This is a genomic window from Nocardia vinacea NBRC 16497, from assembly GCF_000308835.1.
In the GTDB taxonomy this organism is placed as follows: Bacteria; Actinomycetota; Actinomycetes; order Mycobacteriales; family Mycobacteriaceae; genus Nocardia; species Nocardia vinacea.
Genome location: NZ_BAGN01000215.1, coordinates 39,645 through 60,182 on the forward strand (window position 1 = coordinate 39,645; position 20,538 = coordinate 60,182).

The following is a 20,538-nucleotide window of genomic DNA, read 5'->3' on the forward strand; positions in this document are numbered from 1 at the left end:
TCAGTTGGTACCGCTCAGCGCGACGCTCGCGCCAACGCCGATGATCATCAATCCGCCGGTGGCGCCGACGGATTCGAGGCGGCGCGGTGAACGGACGAACCACGATCGCGCGGCACCCGCGATCATGGCCCACGTTCCGTCGGAGAGTATTTGGATGCCGAGCCCGACCGACCCGAGCGTCAGCAACTGCAAGGGCAATGCGCCCGTAGCCGGGTCGGCGAACTGCGGTAAGACGGCGGCGAAGAACACGATGGTTTTCGGATTCGTCGCGCCGACGATCACACCTTGCCGGAACATGCGTCGCGGATTCGCTTCCAGCGCATGCGAACTCAGCGCACCCGCGAGACTCTTCCGCTCCCGAATCGCCATGACGCCCAGGTAGATCAGATAAGCCGCACCCACCACCTTGACGATCGTGAGCAGCACGGCCGACGCCGCGAGCACCACACCCAACCCCAGTGCAACGGCAATCAGCGGAACCGCGGACCCCACCGTCGCCCCCAACACCGAAAGCAATGCCGTGCGCCGACCGTGTGCCAAGGCCCGTCCGATCGCGAAAAGCACATTCGGGCCGGGAATTACGATGATGATCAGTGCGGCGACGGCGAAAGCGGCCAAGTGAGAGGCGGGCACCATTCGCCGGAGCCTACCGCTTCGACACTGAGTCCGTACGGCTGCGCGTACTTGGCAGACATCGAACCTCACCACCCTGATCGACATCGTCGAGACCGCTATGACCGAGTGACGCTTTGCTGCACTCTCATTCGAGAACGATCGGTCTAATTACGCGGGCGATTGGCTCGAGCCTTCTGCGGCACCAGGCGTCTAACCGCCGGGCATCCAGGCCGGGGACATCGGTTCGGCAAGTTTGGCCAGATGGTGCAGCGAGTTGGTGAGATGCTCCGGACCGAACGGCGGGAACTGGATGTACTCCCGGATGTGCTGCGGCACCGCCGACCAGTCGTAGGTGAGCGTGACCTCGGTCTCGGACGGACCGAGCGGAACCAGGTCGTAACGCCAGATCCAACCGCCGAACTCCAGCTGACCGTCGCCCTTCTCCTGCCCCGTCAGCCAGCCGATGGCGTGCGGCGGGTCGAGGACCTGGACCTTGTTGACCACCTGGTAGTCACCGTCCGGATGGTTGGCGTGATACATGTCCATCCGGAAAATCTGCCCCACCTCGGTCAGCGGCGCCCGGTCGACAGGTTCCCGAACCCAGCCGGTGCCATCGATCGCGGAATGGGTCGTCGGGTTTGACAGCACCGCGAACACCCGCGCGGCGGGCACGGCGACCGTCAGGGTGGCGCTCACGTTCTCCTGGTCCACGGTCTGCACCCTCCTTGTCATCTCATCTCATGCCTCCCGCAGGCGCGGAAGAAGGACTTCCCAACATGCAGACGACGCGGCGAGGCGGAACTCATCGGTCTGTGGGCGGAACCCGCACCCATGCCACCAAATGGGTGAGCCGGAGATGACGCGGCAGCTAAACGGAGATTTCGCCTCCGCTTTCGGCTAGGATTACCTTTGTCGAGATCCCTGCAGTTCATCTATCGAAGCAAGGGGCGAGTCATGAGTGAAAGTGATGCGGTATCGCAGTTCGACCCGGCGGAAATTGATTTCGAACAGGCCTATCGGGACAAAACGGTCGTCGAGGGCATACCGATGGGGCGGTTGCCGTGGGATATCGGTAGACCGCAGCCGGTATTGGTCGAATTCGAACATGCGGGACGCATCACCGGGCAGGTGCTCGATATCGGCTGCGGGCCGGGCGATAACGCCATCTATCTAGCGAGTCTGGGCTATCAGGTGTCCGGATTGGATGCCGCGCCCACCGCGATCGAGGAGGCGCGCACCCGCGCAGTCGCGCGCGGCGTAGCGGTGGCCTTCACGGTTGCCGATGCCACCGAACTCGACGGCTACGACGATCGGTTCGACACGGTGGTCAGCAGTGCGCTGTTCCATTGCCTCGCCGCGGAGCAGCGCCGTGATCATGTCGCCGCACTGCATCGAGTTATGCGCCCGGGTGGTCGGCTGATCCAATTCTGTTTTGCCGATAAGGGACACAGCGAAGCGTATGCGCCGTTTCAGATCGGCGAGGAAGAGTTGCGCGCCGCCTTCGCGGCTCCGGATTGGTCGCTTTATACGCTGCGCATCGACCGGATGGTGACGATCATGCCGCCGCCACCGGTGCGCGATATGTTGGCCGAGCGGGGCGTCGAGCTCGAAATCGATGAGACCGGAGCGCTCCTGCTGCCGATATGGGTGCTGGAGGCCCAGCGAATCTGATGTCGATCACGCGGACCGACCGGATTCGAATGCCGTTCGGTCCGCGAGCAATACGGCGAAGGTGAGCGCCCACGCGCCCACCGCAACAAGGAGCAGCAGGTCGCCGAGCGTGCGCAGTGCGGGCAGGTCGGTGGCCGTACTGGTGGCCAGCGTCGCGACCGCGGTCATGCCGAGCGGGAAAACCGTGGCCCAGCGCCGGATGTCGTACTCGGGTCGCGGGCGGATCACCTCGGCGACCATGAGGATCGTGTAGCCGAACAGGTTGAGGCCGAGGACGATCAGCGCGACCACCTCGAGCAGCAGATGCGCGGCGCCGGTCCACTGGTGTGCGCCAACGAGTTCGGCGGCCGCCAGCGTCGAAATCGCCAGCGCACCGGTGGCGACCCATTGATCGCCCGCACCGATCCACACCTGCCGAATATCGAAATGAGCGAAGGCCGCGAGATAAAGCAGCACGCCGACACAGAACAACGCCAACGCCACCCAGCCGAGCCAATCACCGACATCGGCCAGGGCCAGTGTCCCCGCCAGCACCGCGAGGCCCTGAGTAGAAACACAAACCAGGAATGCCCCGCCCGGCATTCGCCGATTCCAATGCCGCAGTACCGCGAGCAATAGTCCGGGCCAGATCGCCGCGGCCAGCACCAATAATGCGCAAGCCGCAATCTGCCAGCCCGACAGTGATAACCGTGTCCCGAGCACCGTTGTCGCCGCGACCCCGGTCAATGCGGGCGGGGTATCGGCCTCGGCCTCCCATTGCGAACGATGCCACAGCAGTCGGGTGCCGAAGTCTATCGCGAGCAGCAGCCAGACCCCCGCCGCAAGTGCGAATATCAGCCACGAGACGACCTCGAATCCGGTGAGATGCAACCCCACCGACACGATTCCGGTCGCCATGACGAACGCCCCCGCCACCGGCGGTAGGTCCTGCCACCATCGCTGTGCCACCCCGATATCACATCTCGAAATGCGATCTTGGTCAAGCAACTCGATAGCAAATTTTGGCGAGGCGGCTGGGGAATGCGGCGCAATTGGGTTTGGATGGAGCCGGATAGTCGTGCACACCGTCCGAGGTTCGCCGACCCGATTCCGCTATCCCTATATCCGCGACGTGCTCCCGCGAATGTATCGAGAAGCCAAGTATCGCACCGGTGATCCGGTCACCGCATGGGTCGAAATCCAGGCCGGTCCAATACTGCGTCAGGAATACCAGCAATCCGGGGGCAAATGCGGTCTGGTGCGGGCGAATTGGGATGAGGTCGTCGAAATCACCGCCGCCGCTCATGTGCAAACCATCAACGTATGGCCCGGACCGGATCGCGGGCTTCTCCCCGATTGCGGCGATGTCGATGGTGTCGCATGCGGCGGGTACCCGCTTTATGGCGCGCCGATTCCTTCGTTCTACGACTGGTACGGCTCGCCGCCTGGTCAATCGCTTCCAGCGGCACCACGCGTTGGAGCAATACCGAACTACGGTGCCATCGCCGATGTGCTCGGTGTCGTACATGCTCTGGTAACCAGGTCGACCCACACCTGCGGATCGGTCGACCACAGGTTGTGGGCGACTCCGGGTATTTCCTCGAACCTGCCCTGCGGGATCAAGGCGGCGAGTTGCCGCAGTGGCCAGGACGGGCGGATGTCGTGCTGTGGGGCGATGAATGTCATGGCGACAGCGGAGTCGGCCAATCGGTGCAGCACGTCGGGTTCGTGAACCCACTGCACGAACGACGCGCTCAGCGCGGCGTGAACGCCTGGCTCCCAATCGATCTCGATATCGGCTTCCAGATGCCGCAAGGACTCGTACGCCTGGGACCACGTGCGATCCTTGTGCAATCCGTGCCCGGCGACACCTACCACGGACCTGACTCGGGATCCCCCTGTAGCGCAGGCCATTCCTACGGACCATGTCTTCTGGTGTCGTCTTCACTCAACGCTACCCGGCGGAGATCGGCGACGACCGCTCGATGGCGGTCGATAACATCGACGATCGGCGTGTCAATAGCCGAGGCGTTGTGCCGCAATTGATTTGAGGCGGTCGCGGAGGACATCACTGTCGGGGCCGAAGATTTGTTCGTCGGTGTCCACGACGATGCGGATGGCGCGGCGGGCGGGCACGGGCTTCGGGGCCGACTTCGATGCGCAGGATTCGAGCATCATCGAGGTCTGGCCTGCGGGTGCGGAGGGCGCGGTCTTCCAGTCCGGTAGCGTCGGAGCGATGAGCCTGCAGGTCGCCATAGTCGGGTACGGATTGGCCGGGTCGGTGTTCCATGCGCCGCTGATCGCCGCGCAGCCGAGGATGCGGGTGGCGGCGGTGGTTACGGGGTCATCCGAGCGGGCGGAGCAGGCGCGGCGCGAGCATCCCGGGGTGCGGGTGCTGGCGAGCGCCGACGACCTGTTCGCCGATATCGCGGGAATTGATCTCGTGGTTATCGCGACGCCGAATCGAACGCATGCGCCGCTGGCTCGGCAAGCGCTGGACGCCGGGCTGCCGGTGGTCGTCGACAAGCCGTTCGCGGTGAACGTGACCGAGGGTGAGGATCTGATCACGCGGGCCGAGCGAGCCGGTCTGGCGCTATCGGTATTCCAGAACCGGCGCTGGGATGGCGATTTCCTGACGGTGCGGCAGCTGATCGCGGATGGGCGGCTCGGCGAAGTGCGCCGTTTCGAATCCCGGTTCGAGCGGTGGCGTCCGGTGCCGAAGGGCGGCTGGCGCGAGGTCGGTTCCGCCGACGACGGCGCCGGACTGCTGTTCGACCTCGGTAGTCATCTGATCGATCAGGCGGTGACGCTGTTCGGCCCGGTGCGCTCGGTGTACGGCGAGCTGGACCGGCGCCGGCCGAATATCCAGACCGATGACGACGCCTTCGTCGCACTCACCCACATCTCGGGTGTGCGATCACATCTCTGGATGAGCGCGGTAACTCCGCGGCTGGGACCACGTTTTCGGGTGCTCGGTTCCGAAGCCGGTTATGTCACTTACGGATTGGATCCACAAGAAGAGGCGCTGCGGTCGGGCCGTCGCCCCGGTGACGGCCCATGGGGCACAATCGAACCCGAGCGGTGGGGCACGGTGGGCGCGGAACCCGCCGTCGAACCCGTCCCCACGATCGCGGGCGACTACCCCGCGTTCTACGAGGCCATGGCCGCCGCACTCCTCGACGGCGCACCCGTTCCGGTCGACCCACGCGACGCCGTCACCAGCTTGCGATTGCTCGAGGCCGCCCGCAGATCGGCGGATCTCGGCGAGCTCGTCACCACCTGACCGGCTCACGACGACTCAGCGAAGCTCGCCGCGGCCGGATAAGGTGCGGCGGTGCAAACAGCGGAATTCGTCGAGCGCGGCGCCTCCATCGCGGACCGGCTCACCACAACCCAGGCCGCGCCACCATGGTGGTTGGTGATCGCAACAGCAGTCGCGGCCCTGATTCTGGTCGGATACAGCCCGCTGTGGCGGATCACCCGCAATGTGGTCACCATCGCGCACGAGGGCGGCCACGCCCTCACCGCGCTGCTCACCGGCCGCAGGCTCAACAGCATCACACTGCACTCCGACACCTCCGGCCTGACCGTATCGAGCGGAAAACCCTACGGCCTCGGCATGATTCTGACCGCGATGGCGGGCTATCCCTCGCCACCGCTGCTCGGTCTCGGCTTCGCCGCACTGCTCGGCGCCAACCGGATCACCCTCATGCTCTGGACCGCGATCGCTTTGCTCGCCGCCGTCCTGATCAAGGTCCGCAACGTCTACGGACTGCTGACGGTATTCGGCTTGGGCGCTATCGTCTTCGCGGTGTCCTGGTTCGGAACCGATACGGTCCAGGCCGGTTTCGCATATCTCGGAGCGTGGTTCCTACTGCTCGCGGGCACCCGGCCGGTGATCGAATTGCAGCGCGGACGGGTCCGCCGCTGGAATATGCCGCAGGGCGCGGACTCCGACGCCGATCAGCTCGCCCGGCTCACTCACATCCCCGCGCTGCTGTGGGTCTTCGTCTTCGGCGCGATCGCGGTGGCCGCGCTGGTCGGCGGGGCGTTGCTGCTGTCCGAGGCCGCGGGTGTCTGCATTCCCAATGTCTCCGGCGGAGAGTGCACCACACCGGCCCTGCCGACCAGATAGGCCCGGTACGCCGCCAGACACAGCGCGAGCCACAGCGCGCCGATACACCAGCCGCCGAGCACATCGGTCGGCCAGTGCACGCCCAGATACCAGCGGGAAAGACCAACGGCCACAACGAAGACGGCCGCGACCGTCACGACGATGCGGCGGGCTGCCGGACGGTGCACTCGCGAAAGCAGCACCGCGGCGAGGACTCCGATCACCACGATCGATCCGAGACTGTGTCCGGATGGATATGCCTGATTGGTCACCGTGACCAGATGATCCGCCTCGGGCGGGCGAGTACGCCCGACGATATGTTTGCCGACCCGGACGAGTACGCCCGCGCCTACGGCAGCGACAGCGACCAGCACCACCTCCGGCCACTGCCGACGCCAGGCCAGCGTGAGACAGAGGACCACCGCCACCGCGGTCATCGCCGGCGTGCCGCCCAGATCGCTGACACCCATCGCGACCGGCGTGACCAGCCCGGCACGGCGCTGAACCACCCAATCGGTCCCCGGCTCATCGATCGCGGTAATGCCGTAGCGCCCGAGCACGCTGCCGGTGATGGCGAAGACCGCCGCGGTCAGTACCGCGATGCTCCACACCGGTAGCGGGCGATTTGTCATATCTCCACGATGCCAGATTCGCAGCTGTGAGGTTGCTGAGTGTCCGGCCGAGGATGTACCGGAGATACCGATCCGATGTCGTAGGGTGTTGGCCGTGAATCGATGGCCGGACCACGCCAGCACCGGACCGGACGAGCACTCGCCAGTGGCAGAGTTGGCTCGCGGCCTGATCGACGCGATATGCGATACCGTCGCGGGCTGGCTGCATCCGCTCGCGGGCGCGGCGACGGTACCGCTGCTGCTGCTCGCCCCACTGCTCATTCTCGGTGTGGCCTGGCTCGCGACCCGGGTCGCACGGCGCCGCACAGACACCTGAGTCAGCTCGACTCCCAGGCGGCTACCGCCTCGCGGACCAGCTCGGCGGGGTCCTCGGTCGCGTCCACGGTGATGCCGAATTCATCCGTGGCCAATGGCTGCAACGCGGCGAGCTGTGAGTCCAGCAAGGTCGCGGGCATGAAATGGCCGCGGCGGGTCTCCATTCGGCGGGCCAGTTCCGCGCGCGATGCGGACAGATGAACGAAAAACGTCTCGGGTGCGGCCGCGCGCAGCCGATCACGGTAGTCGCGCTTCAGCGCCGAGCAGCTGACCACCCCGCCGCGCTCGCGCCGCTCCCCCAGCCATGCCGCGACGATATCGAGCCATGGCAGGCGATCCGCATCCGTCAGCGGCACACCGGCCGCCATCTTCTCGATATTCGACGCCGGATGGAAATCGTCACCCTCGGCATACTCGACCTGCAATGTCGCGGCAAGCAGGGCACCGACCGTGGATTTTCCGCATCCGGAGACGCCCATCACGACGACAACGGGCCGATCGGGCGGACCCTTCATCGAAGATGCTGCCGCCATGTGACCTCCACTTGTTCGCCGGGCACCCGCGACCCTATCGGTCGCCCGCGCTACAACGCCGCGAGGACGAAAGTCTTGGCAACCTTGTCGTGCCAGCCCTGCGCGCCTCGGCCGCGGCGGCCACCTGCCGGAGTTTCGGATTGCCCGCGGCCTCGAACAGGCTCACCAGACGTTGGGCGAACACCGATCTCGGCGAAGTTGCGTAGATCGGATTCCGATTCGAACGCGCCAACCACGGGCCAATGATAAGCGGGGGCCCGGACCCGACCAACAAGATCGATTTCGGGCACCATGGTCGGCATGGAACTACGCATCTTCACCGAACCGCAGCAGGGAGCGAGCTACGACACGCTGCTCACCGTAGCCAAAGCAACCGAGGATCTTGGATTCGATGCGTTCTTCCGCTCCGACCATTACCTGGCCATGGGCGGCAGCGATGGCCTACCCGGACCGACCGACGCCTGGCTCACCCTGGCCGGGCTGGCCAGGGAGACCAAGCGGATCCGGCTCGGCACCCTGGTGACGGCCGCAACCTTCCGACTGCCCGGACCGCTGGCCATCCAGGTCGCCCAGGTCGATCAAATGTCCGGCGGTCGGGTCGAGTTCGGGCTCGGCAGCGGCTGGTTCGCCGAGGAGCACGCTGCCTACGGCATCCCGTTCCCGCAGGACAAGTTCACCAGGTTCGAGGAGCAACTGGCCATCATCACCGGCCTGTGGGCGACGAAGGTCGGCGATAAGTTCACCTTCGACGGTGCGCACTACCAGATCACGGACTCCCCCGCGCTGCCGAAGCCGGTGCAGGACCCGGTGCCGTTGCTCATCGGCGGACACGGTGCGGCGCGCACTCCGCGCCTTGCCGCCACCTACGCGACCGAATTCAATATGCCCTTCGCCTCGCTCGAGGACAGCGTCCGTCAGTTCGACCGCGTACGCGCCGCCGCCGAGGCTCGCGGCCGCCGCCCGGACGATCTGATCTACTCCAATGCCCTGGTGGCCTGCGTCGGCGCCTCAGATGCCGAGGTGGCACGCCGGGCCGCCGCCATCGGCCGCGAAGTCGGGGAACTGAAGACCAACGGGCTCGCGGGCTCCCCCGCCGAAGTCGTCGACAAGATCGCCCGCTACGCCGAGATCGGCGCGTCCCGTCTCTATCTCCAGATCCTCGACCTCGATGATCTGTCGCACCTGGAACTCATTGCGGCCCAGGTGATGTCACAGCTGTAGATCGTCCACGGTGGCGGATTCGTTGCGGGACAGGTTGATTCCCAGATTCGCCGCCGTCCGATCGATATCGTCCTCGTCGGCGCCGCCCATTTCGATGGCGGCGCCGTCGGAGGACAGCACCTCGACGTTGAGGCACAGCGACTGGAGCTCCTTCAGGAGCACCTTGAACGACTCCGGAATGCCCGGCTCCGGAATGTTCTCGCCCTTGACGATCGCCTCGTACACCTTGACCCGGCCGGCGATATCGTCGGACTTGATGGTGAGCAGCTCTTGCAGCGTGTAAGCGGCGCCGTAGGCCTGCATGGCCCAGCACTCCATCTCACCGAAGCGCTGACCACCGAACTGCGCCTTACCACCGAGCGGCTGCTGGGTGATCATCGAGTACGGACCGGTCGAACGGGCGTGGATCTTGTCGTCGACCAGGTGGTGCAGCTTCAGGATGTACATGTAGCCGACGGCCACCGGGTACGGGAAGGGCTCACCGGAACGTCCGTCGAACAGCGTCGCCTTGCCGTTGTCGTCGACCATGCGCTCACCGTCGCGGTTCGGCAGGGTCGAGGCGAGCAGACCGGTCAGCTCCTCTTCACGAGCGCCGTCGAACACCGGGGTGGCGATGTTGGACTCGGCCGGGGCCGCCAGCATCTCCTCCGGCAGTGCCTTGGCCCAGTCCGGACGAGAACCACCGTCCGCACCGGCGCCGACATCCCAGCCCGCCTTGCCGATCCACCCGAGGTGGGTCTCCAAGATCTGGCCGATGTTCATACGACGCGGCACACCGTGGGTGTTCAGGATGATGTCCACCGGGGTGCCATCGGGCATGAACGGCATGTCCTCGGTGGGGAGGATCTTGCCGATGACACCCTTGTTGCCGTGGCGACCGGCCAGCTTGTCGCCGTCCTGGATCTTGCGCTTCTGCGCCACGTACACCCGGACCAGCTCGTTGACGCCCGGAGGCAGATCGTCGTCGTCCTCACGCGAGAACACGCGGATGCCGATGACCTTGCCGGACTCACCGTGCGGCACCTTCAGCGAGGTATCGCGCACTTCGCGCGCCTTCTCACCGAAGATCGCGCGCAGCAGCCGCTCCTCCGGGGTCAGCTCGGTCTCACCCTTCGGGGTGACCTTGCCGACCAGGATGTCGCCGTCGCGAACCTCGGCGCCGATGCGCACGATGCCGCGCTCGTCCAGGTCCGCGAGGACCTCGTCGGAGACGTTCGGGATGTCCCGGGTGATCTCCTCGGCACCGAGCTTGGTGTCGCGGGCGTCGATTTCGTGCTCCTCGATGTGGATCGAGGTGAGCACGTCCTCTTCGACGAGGCGCTGCGACAGGATGATCGCGTCCTCGTAGTTGTGGCCCTCCCACGGCATGATCGCCACGAGCAGGTTCTTGCCGAGCGCCATCTCACCGTTCTCGGTGCAGGGACCATCGGCGAGCACCTGACCGGACTCGACGCGCTGACCCTCGTCCACGATCGGCCGCTGGTTCGCGCAGGTGCCCTGGTTCGAGCGGGCGAACTTGCGCATCCGGTAGCTCTTGCGGGTGCCGTCGTCGGCCATCACGGTGACGTAATCGGCCGAAACCTCTTCCACCACACCGGACTTCTCGTTCACCACGACGTCACCGGCGTCGACCGCGGCGCGCAGCTCCATACCGGTACCCACGATCGGGGATTCGGAACGGATCAGCGGCACGGCCTGGCGCTGCATGTTCGCACCCATGAGGGCACGGTTGGCGTCGTCGTGCTCGAGGAACGGAATCATCGCGGTCGCGACCGAAACCATCTGACGCGGCGAGACATCCATGTAGTCGACGTCGGAGGCGGGAACGAGTTCGTTCTCGTCGTTGCCCCGGCGGCAGAGCACACGCTCATCGATGAAGCGGCCGTCGGCGTCGACCGGCGAGTTGGCCTGCGCACGTACGTGGCGGTCCTCTTCGTCGGCGGTGAGGTACTTGACCTCATCGGTGACCACGCCATCGACCACCTTGCGGTACGGCGTCTCGATGAAGCCGAACGGGTTGACCCGCGCGTACACCGACAGCGAACCGATCAGGCCGATGTTCGGGCCTTCCGGGGTCTCGATCGGGCACATGCGGCCGTAGTGCGAGGTGTGCACGTCGCGGACTTCCAGACCCGCGCGCTCACGGGACAGACCACCCGGGCCCAGCGCCGAGAGGCGACGCTTGTGGGTCAGACCCGACAGCGGGTTGTTCTGATCCATGAACTGCGACAGCTGCGAGGTTCCGAAGAACTCCTTGATCGCGGCCACGACGGGACGGATGTTGATCAGGGTCTGCGGCGTGATGGCCTCGACGTCCTGAGTGGTCATCCGCTCGCGGACCACGCGCTCCATGCGGGAAAGGCCGACCCGGATCTGGTTCTGGATCAGCTCGCCGACGGTGCGCAGGCGACGGTTGCCGAAGTGGTCGATGTCGTCGACCTCGACCGGCACCTCTTCGCCGCCCGGCGCGGTCATCGCCCGATCACCGGCGTGCAGACGCACCAGGTACTCGATCGTGGTGACGATGTCTTCCTTGGTGAGCACCGATGCGGTGATCGGCTCGCCGAGGTGGATGCCGAGCTTCTTGTTGATCTTGTAGCGACCGACGCGCGCCAGGTCGTAGCGCTTCTCCTTGAAGAACAGGTTCTCCAGCAGGGTCTGCGCGGACTCCTTCGTCGGCGGCTCGCCCGGACGCAGCTTGCGGTAGATGTCCAGCAGCGCCTCGTCCTGACCGGCGGTGTTGTCCTTCTCCAGGGTCGACATCATGATCTCGGAGAAGCCGAAACGCTCGACGATCTCCTCGTTCGTCCAACCCAGCGCCTTGAGCAGCACGGTGACCGGCTGACGGCGCTTACGGTCGATACGCACGCCAACGGTGTCGCGCTTATCGATATCGAACTCCAGCCAAGCGCCACGCGACGGAATCACCCGCACACTGTGCAGGTCCTTCTCCGTGGTCTTGTCGACGCTGTGATCGAAGTACACACCCGGCGAACGCACCAGCTGCGATACGACGACGCGCTCGGTGCCGTTGATGATGAACGTGCCCTTATCGGTCATCATCGGGAAATCACCCATGAAGACCGTCTGGCTCTTGATCTCACCGGTGTTGTTGTTGATGAACTCGGCGGTCACGAACAACGGCGCCGCGTAGGTCATGTCCTTGTCTTTGCACTCGTCGATGGAGGCCTTGACCTCCTCGAAACGAGGATCCGAGAAAGAAAGGGACATGGAGCCGGAGAAGTCCTCGATCGGCGAGAGCTCCTCGAGCACCTCCTCCAGACCGCCCGTTAGTCCGCCGTCGCCGCGAGCCGCGGCTTTCTCACGCCACGAGGGCGAGCCGATCAACCATGCAAATGAGTCGGTCTGTAGATCGAGAAGTCCGGGCACCTCCAAGGGTTCACGGATCTTCGCGAAAGACACCCGCAACGGGGCTCCGGGGATTCCGGCAACTGCCTTGGTCTGGGTGGAGACTGCCAAGATGCGTCCTTCCAGCACCTCACGCGCGTCGCGTGGTGGTCCGCGACCGTCGCTTGTCTGCTACGAATTCCGCTGGATACAACCCGAACGAAACCCGAACAGGCAACAACGGAAGTAACACCGGAAGGTGGAACTTACGTGTGCAAATCGAGGTATGGACAGGAGGCAGCCAGCGCAACGTCCAACCGTACACCCATACGCAAGGTGGTGTCAAAGTACCACCCGAACAAGCCTCCGCGTGGCGGCGCGCCGTGACCGTTATGGCCGCATTCCGGGTCCGAATCGCTGGCTGCGTCGGGAGCCACGGGGCGCGAGAAGCCACTGTGACAGCTGCCGCTGTTGTGAATAGCGTGACGTGTCCGGCGAAACTCGTCAAGTGGCGGGCCCGACCCGGTGATCAGCCAGATCCCCTGCCCCGCTGGGCTTATGCCGCCGAAATCACTGGTCGACGATGGCCGCAGCCAGCCACTTGCCGTCCACCTTCTGCATTTTCAGCACGATCGGGCCGGAGGCGCTCTGCTGCGCGACGCCGTTCTTGTTCGCGCTGACCACAAAGTTCACCAGCAACTCGGCCCTATCCGGGGTGAGCAAGGTCACTCCGATCGGGTCGGGGAGGGCATCGGCGCTGGTCTGCGCCTGTTTCAGGGCGGCGAGATTGGTATCGGCGTACTTGTCGAAATCGGCGAGCATCTGCCCGGTGACGACACCGTGTACCGCATCCTTGTAGCCGTCGAGCTTGTTCACGTCATAGGCGTAGATGGTCTTCAACGCGTGCGAAGCGGCCGCGGTCACCTCTTCGGTGGCCTTGCTGTCCACATAGGCCTCGTTGGAATCGTCGATGCCGGGACGGAACGCCGCGACCGCGGCGAAGGCGCCGAGCAGCACAGCAACGAGGAGAAGGGCCGCGACCACACCCCACCCCGCGCCCGGACGCAACCGCTGCGACCACGGCCGCGACGGCTCGGCGGGCTGCGGAGCCGGACGGACCGGTTCCGCGCTACCGGCGACCTTCGTCCGGCGCTTCGTGGTCGCTTCGTCGGCCGCGCGGTTGCTGCGGCGCGCGGTGACCGACCCGGTATTCGCCGCCGTGCGGCCGACAGTGGGACGGTTGCGGGGAGTGACCCGATTGACTGGTCGACGAGATGCCATGACGGGTCCTCCTACGATCCGGGCTTGGGCGTCGCACCCGCGGACGGCGTGGCACCGGGCTGTGCGGCAGTCGGCTGATTCAGGGGGATGGGCTGGCTCAACGGACTCGCCTTCTCGGCCTTCCAGACCTCACCCTGCTTGACCAGATCAAGGGCCCAGGTCTGACGGTAGGAGTACGGCGCGACATCCGGGACAGTCCTGGTGGTCTGCAGCACGATGAGCGCGGAGGCGTGGTCGCGCTCGGAGTTCAGCGCGGTCAGTGAGGAGCCGATGACCTTGGACTCCAGCCTGGTCTTGGCCTGCGTGGCCTGCTCGCGGAACTGCTCCTGGGTCTTGGTGGCATCGTCGAGCAGCGATCCGGTCATCGACGACTGGATCAGCTTGATCGAACCGTCGACATCATTGGGATCCAGCGACATCAGGTTGATCGCGGCCTGCCTGGCATCGGCGAGCGCGGTATCGCGCGCCTCGACGCGCGGACCGTCGGTGAAGAAGGCCGCGCGCACCCAGCCGGTGCCGAACCAGACCGCGGCGATCAACGCGACGACCAGCGCGGCGGCCGCGACCATGGTGACCGCGAGTCGTCCGCGGGGTGCGTCCGCCGACGCGACCGCCGGGCGCACGGAATCCGATGCCGTCGCGTCATGCGCTGCGGCATCAGCTTCCGTGGAATCGGAGCCGGTCACCGCCGGCGTTTCCTTGGACATGTCGATGCTCACGACCGTACCTCGCCAGCGCTCGGCACGGTCGTGCCCATCATGGGCGCAGTGTTCTCGGTTCGTTCGCTTCGCTCACTCACGGCCAGACACCCTAACTTCTGTTACTGCGGAGTAGCCGCATAGGTCCTGTTCACCGCTTGGGCGTGACCCCCAACAGGGTGGCCATCTGTACGGCGATCGGGTTCAGATTCAGCTTCTCGGGATCGGTCTTGGGGTTGGAATCCCAGGGCTGCACAATGCTCGGATCCGCCAGATCGGCGCGCATTCCGCCGCGCACCGCGGTCGGATTACCGAACGGCACAGTGCATTTCGCGTCCTTGTTGAACGGGAACTCGTCGCGGGTGTCGTCGAAGTCCGGATTCTCCCGCTTCATCTGGTCGAGGATGGCCTTGGTGCCCTCATAGCCCTGGGTGCAGGCGGGCGGGTTGTTCGCCTCGAGCACCAGACCGAAGTGGCTGGTGCCGTCACCGGGTGCGGTGGACGACGCGCCGATGGACAGCCCCGGCAGCATCTGCAGCAGCGGGCGCAGCGCGTAGAACTTCGGCGAGATGGACAGCAGCAGCTGACGCAGGTTGGTCAGATCCTCGGTGAGGGCGCCGCCGCTCTCGTTCAGCAGCGCGGTGATCTGTTCACCGGCATCGGTGCCGGTGCCGATGAGGCGCCGGATGTCCGGATCGCTGGAGCGCAGCTGGGCGGTGAGTTCATCGAGGCCCTGGCTGAACTGCCGGATGTAGCCCGACTGCTCGGCCTGGGTGCCCAGTGCGATCCGGCCGTCGCGGATCAGCTGGATCGTCTGCGGCAGGGAGTCGTTGAACGTCGTGGTGAATTTGTTCAGCGAATCGATGAAGACCTTGAGGTCGTCGCCCTTGCCGTCGAATGCCTTGCCGAGTTCGGTGACGGTGGTATTGAGCGCGGTGAGATCGACCGAGCGGGTAAAGGTGTCCACGCTCTGCACCAGCTGCTCGACCGAAATCGGTGTCGTCGCCGAGGCGATGACCGAACCGTCGCGTAGATACGGGCCGTGGTCGGCATCGGGCTGCAGATCGACGTACTGCTCACCGATGGCCGAACGGTTGGCGATCACTGCCTTGGCCGACTCCGGAATCTTCGGCGCACTCGAATCGAGCACCAGGTCGATAGCCACACCCGAATCGGTCAGTTCGAGATTGCCGACCCGGCCGACCGGGACGCCGCGGTAGGTCACCTCGGCGCCCTTGTAGATGCCGCCGGTCTGCTTGGCGTCGACCTTCACCCTGTACTCGCCGATGCCGAGCATATGCTCGAGCCGAACGTATTTGGCGCCGACGTAAACCACGCCGAGCACCGCGATCAGGGCGAACGCGATCAGCTGGTAGCGCACCAGACGGGTCATCGCTGACCACCTCCGATCTGGTCGAGAATCGCCCCGAGCGGATCGGCAGGCAGCTGCGGCAGGCCAGCGGGGTAGCGCGGAATATTGGGCGGCAGCGGCAGCAGCGATACCGTCGGCCAACCCGGGCGCGGACCATTGCCGCCGTAGTACGGGTTGGTCGGATTCACCGGCACCTCGGGGCCGTAGGGCGGCGGGATGTAGACCGGGTCACCCTTGCCGACACCGAGATTGCTGAGCGTGACACCGATCTGCTGATCGACCGAGAGCCAGGTGTTCACCTGGCCGCCGAAGGTGCCCTCCAGCGTCGAGTCCGGGAACGGATAGGTCGGCACCAGCGGCAGCGCGGTAACCAGATCCGGTGCGGCCTTGCCGAGTTCCTGCAGTGTCGGACGCAGCGAGGTCAGATCCTTGATCAGATCTTCCTTCGAGTGTTTCAACACGTCGAAACCGGCCTGACCCACCCGATCCAACTGCTGCAGCAGCGAAATCAGTTGTGGCCGTTGCTCGTTCAGGATCTTGATGCCCTGCGGCAGCTCGTCGATGATCTTGCTGATCTGATCGGTCTGGGTGCTCACCCGATTGCTCAGCGTGGCGAGTCCGTCGATGGCCTTGGTGATGTCGTCGACCTGCTCGTTCAGCCCGCCGATCAGGGTGTTGGCCTGATCCAGTAGTGAGCGCACCCGCTCCTCACGGCCGCCGAGGGTCTTGTTCAGCTCCGTGACGATCGGCTGCAACTGCGCGACGCCACCACCGTTGAGCAGCAACGACAGCGCACCGAGCACCTGCTCGACCTCGGTCGCGTGACGAGTGTGATCGGCCGGGATGACCGCACCATTGGCAAGCTTTTTGCTATCGGGTTCCTCGGCGGGCTTGGAAAGTTCGATGAACTTCTCGCCGAGCAGGTTCGACTGCCGCACCTCGGCCCGCGCATTGGCGGGCAGGTCGACCGAGGCGTTCACCACCGCGCGCACGCTGGCGGTCCAGCCGTCCGGAGCCAGGGCGATTTTCTCGACGCGGCCGACCGCCACGCCCTCGACCTTGACCGCGGACTGCGGCACCAGATCGAGCACATCGTCGAACCGGATATCGATGGTCATCGGATGGTCGCCGACATCGGCGCCGCCGGGCAGCGGCACCGCGTAGATACCCTCGGACGAGCACGAGGTCACCAGGACCGTGCTCATGCCGACCACCAGCACGGCGCTGACCATTTCGAGCGACCTGCGAGCAGTCGCTACGCTGACCCTTTCGAGCGACCTGCGAGCAGTCGCTACGCTGACCCTTTCGAGCGACCTGCGAGCAGTCGCTACGCTGACCCTTTCGAGCGACCTGCGAGCAGTCGCTACGCGGAGAGCGCGTGCCGCGGAACGAATTCGCGTGTTCATCGCTGGCCACCTCCCTGCGAGGGCGGAAGTTGATCGGACGGGGTGCCGGGAACCGTCCCGGGCACCGGGTCGCGCTGTTGGTTGTCATTGCTGAGGATGCCGAACGGCAGGATCAGCGTCGGCGTCTTCACACCGGCGGTGATCTGATCGGTGATCTCCTTGCAGTGATCCAGAATCGGGCGCATCTGCTTGCCGATCGCCTCGAACTTCGGATCGCCCGGCATCAACTTGCTCAGATCCAGCATCTTGCACACCGCACCGAACGGATCCTGCAGATCGGTGAAGTTGGCGCGCATATCGAGGGTGCCGGATTCGGCATTGTGGATATTGATCAGGTTGCTCAGCGCCAGCGGCAGCACCGGCAGTGTCGCGGCCAGATCGTCGCGCTGCTTGGCCAGCGTCGCCGTGAGCGTGGTCAGGCCCTGGGCATTCTGCTGAATCAGATCGCGGTTCTCGTCGATGAATCGGGCGACATCGCCGAGCGCGACCGACAGCAGGTTCAACGCCGCGCCGAGATCCTGGCGTTCCCCCGCGAGGAAGGTCGACAGGTCCGCGAGCTGAGCATTGAATTGCCGCACCTGCTGGTCGTTCTGGGCCAGCATGGTGACGAAGGTCTGCAGATTCTTGACGGTGTCGAAGATATCGCCGCGGGCATCGCCGAGGTACCGCGCCGCCCGCGAGAGCTGAGTGATGCTGTTGGCCAACGCCTCTCCGTTGCCCGCGAGATTCGCGGCCGAGGTGCGCACCAGTTGGTTCACCGCACCCTGGGCGTTGGCACCGTTGGGGCCCAACGCATCCGAGAGTTCGGTGATGCTCTTGTACAGCTGATCGACCTCGACCGGGGTGACCGTGTTCTTGCGCGGAATCGTCGCGTTGCGCCCCATTTTCGGTCCGTCGGTGTAGGCCGGGGTCAGCTGGATGTAGCGGTCGGACACGATCGACGGCGTGATCTGCGCGGCCTTGGCATCGGCGGGCACGTCGAAGCTGCGGTCGACGCTCATCACCACCTTGACCTGCTCGCCTTGCGGCTCGACGGAATCCACCTTGCCCACCGGCACACCGAGGATGCGTACATCCGAACCCTCGTAGATGCCGACCGAGCGGTCGAAGTAGGCGGTGATCTTGGTCGTGGTCATCCGATCGAAAAGCCACCAGAGGGCACCGGCCAGGACCAGCGCCGCGATTACGCCGATGGCGATGGTCGCCTTGGTGCCGCGACGCGAGGTGCGCAGCGCGGTGAGCGGCTCCTTACGAGGCCAGTTCACCCCCATGTCAGTTACCTCCCATGGTGCGCACCGGCGGACGGTCGCCCGGAATCTCTGGCAGACCGGGCGGAAGCAGGTTCACGATCACCGCGTCGAACCAGCGTCCGGTACCGAGCACATTGGCGTAGATGCCGTAGAACGGCGCCGCGAGTTCCAGCGTCTTGGAAATGTTCTGCTGATTCTCGTTCAGCAGGTTGATGGCGGCCTCGAGGTTGGTCAATGCCGTACCCATCTGCTTTTCGTTATCGGCGACCAGCGCGCTCAGTTCGGCCGACACCGTCTTGGCTCCGGTGAGCAGCTGTGCGATGGACTGCTGGCGGATGTTCAACTCGGCCAGCAACTGTCCGCCGTTGGCCAGCAGACGCTCGAACTGCTGATTGCGGTCGGCGAGCACACCGGTGGTCTGCCTGGTCGCCGCGAACAGCTTCTTGAGCTCCTCATCGCGCTTGCCGAGGGTTTCCGAGAGCCGGGCGACACCGTCGATGGAGTTGCGGATCTCCGGCGGTGTGGTCTCGAATGCCTCCGAGAGCACCCGCATGCTGGTAGCCAGCTGCGCGGTGTCGATCTGGTCGATGTTCTTGGCCGCATCGCTGAACGCGTCCACCACGTCGTACGGGGATACCGTGCGCGACAACGGAATCACCTTGCTCGGATCGGCGGGCTCGGAACCTTTCGGATCCAATGCCAGATACTTCTGTCCGAGGACGGTTTTGATCTGGATGGAGGCGGTGGTCTCGTTGCCGATCCAGGCGTCCTGGGTGCGGAAGTCGACGAGCACCTTATTGCCGTCGAGCCGAACATCCGAAACCGCACCGACCTTCACACCGGCGATGCGGACCTCATTGCCCTTCTTGAGGCCCGCGGCCTCGGAGAACTGCGCGGTGTACTTGGTGCCCGCGCCGATGATCGGCAACCTGTCCAGGAAGAACGCGGAGACCGCCACGAGCAGCACCATCGCGATGCCGAGCACACCCATGAACGCGGGGCTGCGCCTGCCGAGCAGGATCCGGTCGTCCATCAGTGACCACCCTTCCCCTGGCAGCGCGGCGCGGCATTGGTGTAGAGCGGCTGGTTGACCGTCGGCAGCCCGGCCGGAAGGTTGAGCTGCGGCGCATCAACCGCGCCCGGTCCGACCACGATGTCGATACCGCACAGATAGAACTGGAACCAGGAGCCGTAACTGCCGGCTCGGCCGAGCTTTTCCATCTTGATCGGCAAATTCGTCAGCGCCGTATTCACTTCGTCCTTGCGCTCGTCGATGGTGCCGGTGAGCTGGCTGAGCCCGGCGATCGAACCCTGCAGCGTCGGGCGGGTCGGCACCAGCAGATCCGCGGTGGCCGAGGCCAGATTGCCGAGCGAGGTGACCGAACTGCCGATGGTGTCGCGTTCGGCGGCCAGTCCGCTGACCAGCGCCTCGGTATTGACGATCAGCTGATCGAACTGACCTTCGCGCTCGTTGACCGCATTGAGTACAGCCGTCAGGTTCCGCACCAGATCACCGATGACCGCGTCCTTGTCGGCGATCTTGTTCGTCAGGTTCGCGGTGGTCGCCACCAGATCGTGGATGGTGCCCTGCTCACCCTGGAAGACCTGGATGATCTCGTAGGACAGCTTGTTCACGTCATCGGCGGTCAGCGTCTGGAACAGCGGCCGGAAACCGTTGAACAGGGTGGTCAGGTTGAGCGCGGGCCTGGTGTGCTCGAGCCCGATGGTCGCGCCCTTGTTGAGTTTGCGGCCCTGCTCCCCCGTGCCCTGTTCGAGCGCGATATAGCGCTGGCCGACCAGGTTGCGGTACTTGATGGTCGCCGTCGTGGAGGCGGGCAGCCAATCGCGGTCGGTCAGTTCGAATCCGACCTCGGCCTGGCGCTTGTCCACGATCTCGACACTGGTGACCTTGCCGACCCGGACACCGGCGATGCGCACCTCGTCACCTTTATTGAGCGAGGTGACATCGGAGAAGCGCGCCTTGAACGCGGTACCGCCGCCGGTGTAGTTGGCGATCGAGAGCCCGAGGATCGTCGTCGCCAACAGCGTGACGACGACGAAGATGATGAGCTTGGTCAGCGGCCCGCCGAGGCCGCGCATCGT

General features: G+C 65.2%; 18 protein-coding genes and 2 pseudogenes. 6 read left to right on the forward strand and 14 right to left on the reverse strand.

Translation table 11 applies throughout. The annotated features are described in order from the left end of the window. Together ON44_RS29750 and ON44_RS29755 are read right to left on the reverse strand one after the other, a co-directional pair. Positions 1 to 636: a LysE family translocator gene (locus ON44_RS29750; RefSeq protein WP_040695972.1), complete on the reverse strand. Its 636-nt coding sequence runs from the start codon at positions 634 to 636 to the stop codon at positions 1 to 3. A gap of 189 nt (positions 637 to 825) precedes the next feature. Further along, the gene (locus ON44_RS29755; RefSeq protein WP_245567387.1) at positions 826 to 1,347 is read right to left on the reverse strand and encodes an SRPBCC family protein; all 522 of its coding nucleotides are present in this window, start codon (positions 1,345 to 1,347) and stop codon (positions 826 to 828) included. 222 nt (positions 1,348 to 1,569) lie between these two features. Between ON44_RS29755 and ON44_RS29760 the strand changes: the two genes are divergently transcribed. Continuing rightward, complete coding sequence (locus ON44_RS29760; protein ID WP_051182582.1) at positions 1,570 to 2,286, forward strand: class I SAM-dependent methyltransferase; 717 nt, start codon at positions 1,570 to 1,572, stop codon at positions 2,284 to 2,286. A gap of 6 nt (positions 2,287 to 2,292) precedes the next feature. Here ON44_RS29760 and ON44_RS29765 read toward each other — a convergent pair whose 3' ends face one another. Next, on the reverse strand, positions 2,293 to 3,234 hold the full coding sequence (locus ON44_RS29765; RefSeq protein WP_245567388.1) for a tellurite resistance/C4-dicarboxylate transporter family protein: 942 nt from the start codon (positions 3,232 to 3,234) through the stop codon (positions 2,293 to 2,295). Positions 3,235 to 3,361: 127 nt separating this feature from the next. On the opposite strand from ON44_RS29765, the pseudogene ON44_RS52860 reads away from it, so the two are divergent. Then, positions 3,362 to 3,712: pseudogene (locus ON44_RS52860) on the forward strand (molybdopterin-dependent oxidoreductase); the annotation flags it as partial. A gap of 44 nt (positions 3,713 to 3,756) precedes the next feature. On the opposite strand, the gene ON44_RS52865 reads toward ON44_RS52860, so the two are convergent. Further along, positions 3,757 to 4,143 carry an alpha/beta fold hydrolase gene (locus tag ON44_RS52865; RefSeq protein ID WP_051182583.1) on the reverse strand — a complete coding sequence of 129 codons (387 nt, stop codon included), beginning with the start codon at positions 4,141 to 4,143 and terminating at the stop codon, positions 3,757 to 3,759. A gap of 220 nt (positions 4,144 to 4,363) precedes the next feature. Here ON44_RS52865 and ON44_RS29780 point away from each other — a divergent pair, with 220 nt between their 5' ends. Together ON44_RS29780 and ON44_RS29785 are read left to right on the forward strand one after the other, a co-directional pair. Next, positions 4,364 to 5,548 carry a Gfo/Idh/MocA family oxidoreductase gene (locus ON44_RS29780; RefSeq protein WP_245567389.1) on the forward strand — a complete coding sequence of 395 codons (1,185 nt, stop codon included), beginning with the start codon at positions 4,364 to 4,366 and terminating at the stop codon, positions 5,546 to 5,548. A 51-nt stretch (positions 5,549 to 5,599) separates the two neighbouring features. Beyond that, the gene (locus tag ON44_RS29785) at positions 5,600 to 6,400 is read left to right on the forward strand and encodes a M50 family metallopeptidase (RefSeq protein ID WP_040695980.1); all 801 of its coding nucleotides are present in this window, start codon (positions 5,600 to 5,602) and stop codon (positions 6,398 to 6,400) included. 17 nt (positions 6,401 to 6,417) lie between these two features. Here the strand turns inward: ON44_RS29785 and ON44_RS52870 are convergent. Then, positions 6,418 to 7,011: pseudogene (locus tag ON44_RS52870) on the reverse strand (phosphatase PAP2 family protein); the annotation flags it as partial. 94 nt (positions 7,012 to 7,105) lie between these two features. On the opposite strand from ON44_RS52870, the gene ON44_RS51390 reads away from it, so the two are divergent. Beyond that, on the forward strand, positions 7,106 to 7,327 hold the full coding sequence (locus ON44_RS51390) for a hypothetical protein (RefSeq protein ID WP_169338111.1): 222 nt from the start codon (positions 7,106 to 7,108) through the stop codon (positions 7,325 to 7,327). A 1-nt stretch (position 7,328) separates the two neighbouring features. On the opposite strand, the gene ON44_RS29800 is transcribed toward ON44_RS51390, so the two are convergent. Beyond that, positions 7,329 to 7,859 carry a gluconokinase gene (locus ON44_RS29800; RefSeq protein WP_245567390.1) on the reverse strand — a complete coding sequence of 177 codons (531 nt, stop codon included), beginning with the start codon at positions 7,857 to 7,859 and terminating at the stop codon, positions 7,329 to 7,331. A gap of 300 nt (positions 7,860 to 8,159) precedes the next feature. Between ON44_RS29800 and ON44_RS29810 the strand changes: the two genes are divergently transcribed. Next, positions 8,160 to 9,080, forward strand: a complete 921-nt coding sequence (locus tag ON44_RS29810; RefSeq protein WP_040695989.1) for an LLM class F420-dependent oxidoreductase — start codon at positions 8,160 to 8,162, stop codon at positions 9,078 to 9,080. Here ON44_RS29810 and rpoB read toward each other — a convergent pair. The 8 genes from rpoB to ON44_RS29850 all read right to left on the reverse strand — a co-directional run bounded on the left by rpoB (position 9,069) and on the right by ON44_RS29850 (position 20,535). Next, complete coding sequence (rpoB, locus tag ON44_RS29815; protein ID WP_040695992.1) at positions 9,069 to 12,578, reverse strand: DNA-directed RNA polymerase subunit beta; 3,510 nt, start codon at positions 12,576 to 12,578, stop codon at positions 9,069 to 9,071. The two genes, ON44_RS29810 and rpoB, sit on opposite strands and share 12 nt — an antisense overlap. 420 nt (positions 12,579 to 12,998) lie before the next feature. Further along, on the reverse strand, positions 12,999 to 13,709 hold the full coding sequence (locus ON44_RS29820; RefSeq protein ID WP_040695994.1) for a hypothetical protein: 711 nt from the start codon (positions 13,707 to 13,709) through the stop codon (positions 12,999 to 13,001). A gap of 11 nt (positions 13,710 to 13,720) precedes the next feature. Next, entirely contained in the window at positions 13,721 to 14,428 is a 708-nt protein-coding gene (locus ON44_RS29825; protein WP_157187353.1) for an Rv1363c family protein, read from the reverse strand. A 130-nt stretch (positions 14,429 to 14,558) separates the two neighbouring features. Beyond that, complete coding sequence (locus ON44_RS29830) at positions 14,559 to 15,800, reverse strand: MCE family protein (RefSeq protein WP_040695996.1); 1,242 nt, start codon at positions 15,798 to 15,800, stop codon at positions 14,559 to 14,561. Beyond that, the gene (locus ON44_RS29835) at positions 15,797 to 17,011 is read right to left on the reverse strand and encodes an MCE family protein (RefSeq protein WP_040695998.1); all 1,215 of its coding nucleotides are present in this window, start codon (positions 17,009 to 17,011) and stop codon (positions 15,797 to 15,799) included. Before ON44_RS29835 ends, ON44_RS29830 begins: the two co-directional genes overlap by 4 nt. A 170-nt stretch (positions 17,012 to 17,181) precedes the next feature. Then, positions 17,182 to 18,456 (reverse strand): MCE family protein, encoded by a 1,275-nt coding sequence (locus ON44_RS29840; protein ID WP_051182585.1) that lies wholly within the window; start codon positions 18,454 to 18,456, stop codon positions 17,182 to 17,184. Position 18,457: 1 nt separating this feature from the next. Further along, positions 18,458 to 19,468 carry an MCE family protein gene (locus ON44_RS29845; protein ID WP_040696000.1) on the reverse strand — a complete coding sequence of 337 codons (1,011 nt, stop codon included), beginning with the start codon at positions 19,466 to 19,468 and terminating at the stop codon, positions 18,458 to 18,460. Next, positions 19,468 to 20,535, reverse strand: coding sequence for an MCE family protein (locus ON44_RS29850; protein WP_040696072.1), 1,068 nt, complete (start codon positions 20,533 to 20,535; stop codon positions 19,468 to 19,470). Before ON44_RS29850 ends, ON44_RS29845 begins: the two co-directional genes overlap by 1 nt. Positions 20,536 to 20,538 lie beyond the last annotated feature (3 nt).